A 6,691-nucleotide genomic window follows, 5' to 3' on the forward strand; every position below is an offset into this window, starting at 1 on the left:
GTTCACACGATTCCTCTGTAGTTCAGTCGGTAGAACGGCGGACTGTTAATCCGTATGTCACTGGTTCGAGTCCAGTCAGAGGAGCCAGAATTAAAAAAGCCTGCTTACGAGCAGGCTTTTTGCTTTTCAGCCGATCGCCTTTCTCTGTCTCCTTTCCGCGCGTTGCTTTACGGCCAAATTTAGCAATCTGGCATAATAAAATCCTGCAAGTTAATAAAAAACACAAAGCCAGAATGAACGCATTCTGGCTTTGTCGCTACTGGTCTTTAACAAGTGACGGACCGCAGCACGCTATTTCGCGCCCTCCGCCAGCTGGCGCAGCATCTCAATATGAACAGGTTTATCATTGAGCGCAGGAATATAGGTAAAGGACGTCCCGCCCGCATGCATAAAGATTTCCCTGTTCTGCTCATCCAGTTCTTCCAGCGTTTCCAGACAGTCTGCCGCAAAACCCGGACTGATTACCTGCAGGCTTTTCACGCCTTCCGCAGGCAGATTTTTAATGGTTTCATCGGTATAAGGCGTTAACCAGGGTTCCCTGCCGAAACGTGACTGGAAGGTCATCACTACTTTTAGCGAAGGCATGTTCAGGGCGTCGGTGAGTAATTTCGTCGTTAACGCACAACGCTCCTGATATTTGTCGCCTTCGTTTGAAAACCTGACTGGTATACCGTGATAGGAGACCAGTAAGGCATCCGGAACGCCATTGGCCTCAAACGATTCAAGCACGGACGTTTTTAACGCATCGATATAAGCAGGATGATCGGCATAGTCGTTGATGAAGTTGATCGCCGGTGTGTAGCGGTTCTTCATCGTCTGCAGGTGACGACTCACGCTGTCGAAAACGGATGACACGGTGGACGAGGAAAACTGCGGATACAAAGGAATAACGATAATTTTATCGACACCTTTCGCCAGCAGCCTGTCGATAGCGCCCCCGATGCTCGGCTCACCATAACTCATGCCCAGCTCAACAGGCATGCCTGTCAGCGCTTCCAGTGCGCGCGCCTGACGGACGCTGTACACCATCAGCGGTGAACCTTCGTCCATCCAGATAGAGGAGTATAATTTGGCCACGCGTTTGGCGCGTAGCGGGATAATTACGCCATGCAGGATCGGGCACCACAGGATCCGGGGTAAATCGACCACTCTGTAGTCGTGCAAAAATTTCGATAAAAATGTTTTAACCGCAGCAGTCGTGGGTTCTTTTGGTGTTCCAAGGTTAACAATTAAAACACCCTGTTTATTCGTCATTAGCTGGGACCTCTGAAAACCCAAGGAAAAAAGTGCCTGAACACTGTAGCACACTCAAGGACATCATCTCCTCCGTCTGCGCCTTTTGCGTCAGTGACGGCGAAACGAAGGCATGGCGCGGACTTCTGCGACGACGTCGAGTCAGCCTGCCAACGTCTTTGCTGACGTCTTACGCCGCCTTATGAGCCCGGACCATGGATGAAACAGTCGGGCGGGCTTTAACGTCTTTTACGCCGTAAAAAGCGTTATGCCCTGCGAGCCCGCCTTTATTTGCTTTTTGACACGGCTTTGCCTGACGGTCAAAAAACATTGGATCGTATCTTATCATCGCTGCGTCGACGAAAGACCAATAGCTCTGATAAGTCGCGTCCCTTCCGATCGGCTCGTACATTTTCTGTGGTGAATGATAAAAAGTAATCCGGCAATTCCCCATTATTCAGCGGGTTAAAATCACATCTTGTCGATATTTTGATTTATTAAACTGAATATTGAGCATGCTAATATTTAGCGCTCTATCTGTGCTGACTGACGCTGCCCATGGCGTGAATATCGCGCAGACCGCCAGGCAGTAACATCGCCATGCTTTAGTCAGAAAAAAACCAGATTACATCACGGTCATCAATCAGACTGAGGCAATCACTTTTGCCGCGAGGCTTTTCGGGACAGGAATCAGGATGCGTACAGGCGTTTCAACAGGCGAAGATTCGCTGCTGCAACACAGGTCATTTGTGGCGTTTTGGCTCGCCCGAACCTGTTCTTCATTTGGTTTTCAGATGCTTTCCGTGGCCGTCAGTTGGCAAATCTATGCAATAACCCACAGCGCGATGGCGTTAGGCATGATTGGCCTGATGCAGTTTCTGCCCTCAGTGCTTCTGGCGTTGCCTGCGGGACATCTGGCCGATCAGTTCGACCGCCGCCGTATCGTGGTTATCGGCCAACTGATTGAGTGGGCCGCGCTGCTCGGTCTGGTGGCGCTGACGCTATTGCACTGGGCAGACAAACTTGAAATCTGGGGGCTGGTCTTTCTGATTTCGCTGGCGAAAGCCCTGGAATGGCCAGCCATTACCTCTATGTTGCCGGCGCTGGTCCCGCCACCCATTCTGGCGCGCGCCATGGCGGCCAGCTCTGTTGGCGGTCAGGCGGCGGTGATTGTCGGGCCAACGCTGGGTGGACTGCTGTATATAGCCGGTCCCGAGGTGGTTTACGGGGTTTAAGCCCTGTTTTATTTATTCTCGCTGATACTGGTGAGTTGCTTACGTTATGAGCGTCCTCCTCAGGAACGTGTGCCGATGACGCTGTCGAACATGTTTATGGGCGTACGCTTTATTCGCGAACGCAAGGATGCTCTGGGCGTAATATCGCTCGACCTGTTCGCCGTGTTACTGGGCGGGGCGACCGCCCTGCTCCCTGTCTTCGCCCAGGATATTCTGCACACCGGGCCATGGGGACTTGGCCTGTTACGCGGTGCGCCGTCAGTGGGTGCCCTGTTGGTCGGCGTCTGGCTCAGCCGTCATAAGCTGGAAAAACATGTTGGCATGATTATGTTTGGTTCCGTGGCCGGTTTTGGCCTGGCGACGCTGCTGTTTGCGCTCTCAACAAAACTATGGCTTTCTCTGTTGGCGCTGGCCGCGCTGGGTGGTTTCGATATGGTGAGCATGGTGATCCGTGGCGCACTGGTTCAGCTGGATACACCGGATACGATGCGCGGCCGCGTCAATGCGGTTAACGCTATCTTTATCAATACCTCAAATCAGTTGGGTGAGTTTGAATCCGGGCTGCTCGCGGCATGGATGGGCGCGGTGCCTGCCGCCGTCATTGGCGGCGTCGGGACACTGGTGGTAGTTGGGCTCTGGATGATGCTCTTTCCGAATCTGCGGAAAAGGCAGAAGCTTGAGAATGAGACGGTGGCATAACGTTGAGCGGGAATGTGGCATGGGCTCGGGGAACCTACGGCGAATTTCGCCAGGTCAGGCGCAGCGGGCCAGGAATGACAAGCCATACCTGCACAGTACGTTGATACCGCATAAGGTATAAACGCGTCATGATCTGTTATGCGTTGCCTGTCTGTAGCCAGTGATGCAGCGGGTGATAAGGCCCCTTCCGGGACAAGGCCACTTTATATTTACCCTATAAGGTGGCCGGTTTGACCTTCACGTCCTGTTTCGCATCAGTTGCACAATCACAAATCCTCCGCCGATACCGGCCGTGATGATGCCAATGGGCAGCTCCTGCGGGGCCAGCAGCGTCCGACTGGCAATATCGCCAGCACACAACAAAATGGCGCCCCAGAGCGCGCACAGGGGGATCAGCAACCGGTGTTTCACACCCGTTACGTGTCGGCACAGGTGCGGCACCATCAGTCCGACAAAGCCAATGACGCCGGTCAGTGCCACCAGCAACGCGGTTGCCAGCGCACAGCACAGAAACACCTCGATGCGTAACCGGTTGACGTGAATACCAAGCGAGAGTGCGGTTTGCTCGCCCGCCAGCAATCCATCCAACTGCCGCCCGCGCAGCGCCACAAACCCTGTCAGTAGTGCCAGACTTACCAGTGCATAAGGCAGATTATGCCAGCTGGCTAATCCCAGCCCGCCCAGTGACCAGAACATCACCGAGCTGGCCGCGCGCTGGTCGCCTGAAAAAATCAAATAGCTGGTCACCGCACCAAACAGAAATGACACGGCCAGCCCGCAGAGAATCAAGTGCTCTGCTGAACGTTGCTTTTTGAAATGAAAAAGCAACATGACGGCGGCGGCTGAAAACAGCCCACCCGCGAAAGCGGCAACGGGCAAGGTTAACGCCGACAGCCGATCGCCAAAGCGGGTAATCACCAGTACAGCACCGGCTGAGGCCCCAGAGGACAGACCAAATAAAAACGGATCGGCTAAATCGTTACGGGTGGTGGTTTGCAACAATGCCCCGACGATGGCCAGGCCAGCCCCCGTCATCACGGCCAGCAGCGTGCGAGGTAACCGTAGGTCGATCACGATTCGCGTGATCATTTCAGAGACGGGCGCGTCTGCCATGTCGAGTGCGGACAGCACCTGCGTTAAAGACAATGACACGGTGCCTTCCGCCGTGCTGATCAGCATCAGGATCGCCAGCAGCAGGCAGGACGCACTCATTATTCCTGAATAACGATGCGGCAATCGATTCACGGCGCATCCGTCGAATAGAGCGCATGAGCCAGCTTCTCCACGGCCTGAATATTGGCCGGCCCCGGTGTGAGTTCAGCGTACTGTAACTTCAGGTAGCGGTGGTGCTTCACCGCAGGCGTCAGCTTCATAAGCGGATGATTTTCCAGGAAGTGGCGCAGTGCCTCTGCCCCACTGCCGGTCTGATAGTCCAGCAAGATAATAAAATCCGGCTGCGTGGCCGCCACGCTCTCCCAGGAGGTGGTGCCCCAGCTCATCTCCAGCGATTCCATCGCGTTTTTACCTCCGGCGGCCTCAATGATGGCGGTCGGCATGGCATATTTTCCGCTGGTGAACGGTTTATCTTCGCCTGAGTCGTAAACGAAGACTTTTCGAGGCTGCGTGTCAGCCGGACGCTGAGGTAAGGCCTGCAGTTGCTGTTTCCAGTCCTCTACCAGCGCCTCGGCCTCGGCCCGCTTGCCAAAAATTTTGCCCAGTTTAATCTCGTCGTTATAGAGCAGATCCATCGTCGCTTTCTGCTTGTCCTTCTGTGTAAAGACGCAGCTTTCACTCAGCACCAGGGTTTTAATGCCGTACTGACGCAGTGAAGCAGGCGTAACGTCACCGCCCACTTTCATCCCGTAATTCCAGCCAGCAAAAAAGAAATCAGGGCTCGCGGCCAGCAACGTTTCCAGTGAGGGATATTTCGGTGCCAGCTCAGGGATGGATCCCATGGCCTGCTTAAAGGCCGGCGTCATCTTGTACCAGCCACTGATGCCGGTGAGACCGACAATACGGTTCTGCAGATGCAGCGCAAAAGCCATTTCTGCCATATTGAGGTCGTTAATCACGGCTCGCGCAGGCGGCGAGGTGAACGTCACGGGCTGGCCGCAACTGTCGACGGTGACAGGAAAATCACTTGCGCTGGCCCACATGGCTGGCGTCACGGCCAGAAACGCGGCAAAACCGATTTTACTCAATGCATCATGCACAGTCGGGCACCTCAAAAATACGTAAGCGCTTACCGCTGGCAGGATGTTTTACGGTAAAGCTGTTTAAGCCGAACACAGGCTGGAGATAGCGCGACGTCAGCGCGCGCGACGGGTGATCACACACAATTTGCTCGCCCTGCGACAGGATAAGCACACGCTCGGCAAACGTATCAATCAGGGACAGGTCATGCAGTACCGCTATTGCCGTAATCCCTTTGTTTTTAATGAGTGCCAGTAGCTGCTGGCGGGCCAGCGGATCAAGATGGTTCGTCGATTCATCCAGTAAGATCAATAACGGCTTTTGCGCCAGCACGCGCGCCAGTGCAGCACGTTGTCGCTCTCCCCCGGACAGCGCAGCCAGCGGGCGTGTTTTTAGTGCTGAAAGACCGGTTTCATCAATGGACTCGTGGATGATCCGTTGATTTACTCCTGCCGGGCAGGCGCCTAGATGCGGAATACGGCCCAACGCAACGTACTCTTCAACCGACAGCCTGAGATCGGGCATATCATTCTGCGCCATCACGGCTATGCAGGTGGCAAGCTGTTGCCGTGAAAACGTTGCCAGACATGCGCCGTTAAGCTGAATCGCCTGTGGCGGTGACGATAACTCACGGCACATTGCCCGCAGTAATGACGTCTTGCCACTGCCGTTTGGCCCGATGATGACCAGCCGCTCTCCCTCTCTGACGCTGAAGTGAATGTGATGCAAGAGCGGTTGTAAGCGTCGCATTTAGACCGTCTGTCCGTTTCCCTCCGGCTCCTTGACAATAATGTCCATCATTTATAATGGACATTAGCGTATGAAACACCGGACCTGGCTACTTGAAGCCCTGCATCTGCACTTCGACGAAAATTTAGCCCGGGTCGAGGCCGGACGCCGTCTGGGAATTCCAAAAACGACCGTTTGCGATCTTTTTGTTCGCTTCCGGAAAGCCGGGCTTTCGTGGCCTTTGCCCCCCGCCATGTCAGAACAAAAACTGGATGAGTGTCTTTACCGCTCCCTATCCAGCGCACCGCCAGTGCCTGTGGTTACCGTTACGGACGAAAAGCCGAACGCCAGAAAGCGCATCCGCAGACCAAACTTCCCGCGAGCGTTCAAAATCGCACTGGTCGAGAAATCACTGCAGCCAGGCACTAATGTGGCCCAGCTTGCACGCGAAAACGGCATTAACGATAACCTGTTGGTAAGCGTCACATTTAAACCGTCTGTGCAGCGGGCTCCGGTTCCGGGAAAATAGTGTCCATCATTTTTTAATGGACACTATCGCGTGAAACACCGGACATGGCTCCTTGAGGCGCTTCGCCTCCATT

4 protein-coding genes, 1 tRNA gene and 2 pseudogenes are annotated in these 6,691 nt (G+C 54.4%); 3 read left to right on the forward strand and 4 right to left on the reverse strand.

All coding sequences use genetic code 11. The features are described from left to right. Positions 1 to 11 precede the first annotated feature (11 nt). Positions 12 to 87 (forward strand) — tRNA-Asn (locus tag F7Q90_RS11150). 204 nt (positions 88 to 291) lie between these two features. Here F7Q90_RS11150 and hemH read toward each other — a convergent pair. Then, positions 292 to 1,254, reverse strand: coding sequence for a ferrochelatase (hemH, locus tag F7Q90_RS11155; protein WP_006119604.1), 963 nt, complete (start codon positions 1,252 to 1,254; stop codon positions 292 to 294). Between the two features lie 674 nt (positions 1,255 to 1,928). Here hemH and F7Q90_RS11160 point away from each other — a divergent pair. Further along, positions 1,929 to 3,167, forward strand: a pseudogene (locus tag F7Q90_RS11160) (MFS transporter). A gap of 237 nt (positions 3,168 to 3,404) precedes the next feature. On the opposite strand, the gene F7Q90_RS11165 reads toward F7Q90_RS11160, so the two are convergent. From F7Q90_RS11165 to F7Q90_RS11175, 3 genes are read right to left on the reverse strand one after another with little or no spacing between them, the layout of a single operon-like run. After that, complete coding sequence (locus F7Q90_RS11165) at positions 3,405 to 4,379, reverse strand: FecCD family ABC transporter permease (RefSeq protein ID WP_085980089.1); 975 nt, start codon at positions 4,377 to 4,379, stop codon at positions 3,405 to 3,407. Between the two features lie 29 nt (positions 4,380 to 4,408). Further along, a complete protein-coding gene (locus F7Q90_RS11170) occupies positions 4,409 to 5,323 on the reverse strand; it encodes an ABC transporter substrate-binding protein (protein ID WP_080577396.1) in 915 nt (304 codons plus the stop codon). Positions 5,324 to 5,372: 49 nt separating this feature from the next. After that, on the reverse strand, positions 5,373 to 6,110 hold the full coding sequence (locus tag F7Q90_RS11175; RefSeq protein ID WP_006119610.1) for an ABC transporter ATP-binding protein: 738 nt from the start codon (positions 6,108 to 6,110) through the stop codon (positions 5,373 to 5,375). A gap of 70 nt (positions 6,111 to 6,180) precedes the next feature. On the opposite strand from F7Q90_RS11175, the pseudogene tnpA reads away from it, so the two are divergent. Then, positions 6,181 to 6,564: pseudogene (tnpA, locus tag F7Q90_RS11180) on the forward strand (IS66-like element accessory protein TnpA); the annotation flags it as partial. Positions 6,565 to 6,691 lie beyond the last annotated feature (127 nt).

Source organism: Pantoea stewartii subsp. stewartii (assembly GCF_008801695.1).
Lineage (GTDB): Bacteria > Pseudomonadota > Gammaproteobacteria > Enterobacterales > Enterobacteriaceae > Pantoea > Pantoea stewartii.

Bases quoted from the DNA above. Each gene is read 5' to 3' on its own strand.
- hemH (WP_006119604.1), bottom strand. From the start codon at position 1,254: ATGACGAATAAACAGGGTGTTTTAATTGTTAACCTTGGAACACCAAAA.
- F7Q90_RS11165 (WP_085980089.1), bottom strand. From the start codon at position 4,379: ATGAGTGCGTCCTGCCTGCTGCTGGCGATCCTGATGCTGATCAGCACG.
- F7Q90_RS11170 (WP_080577396.1), bottom strand. From the start codon at position 5,323: ATGTGGGCCAGCGCAAGTGATTTTCCTGTCACCGTCGACAGTTGCGGC.
- F7Q90_RS11175 (WP_006119610.1), bottom strand. From the start codon at position 6,110: ATGCGACGCTTACAACCGCTCTTGCATCACATTCACTTCAGCGTCAGA.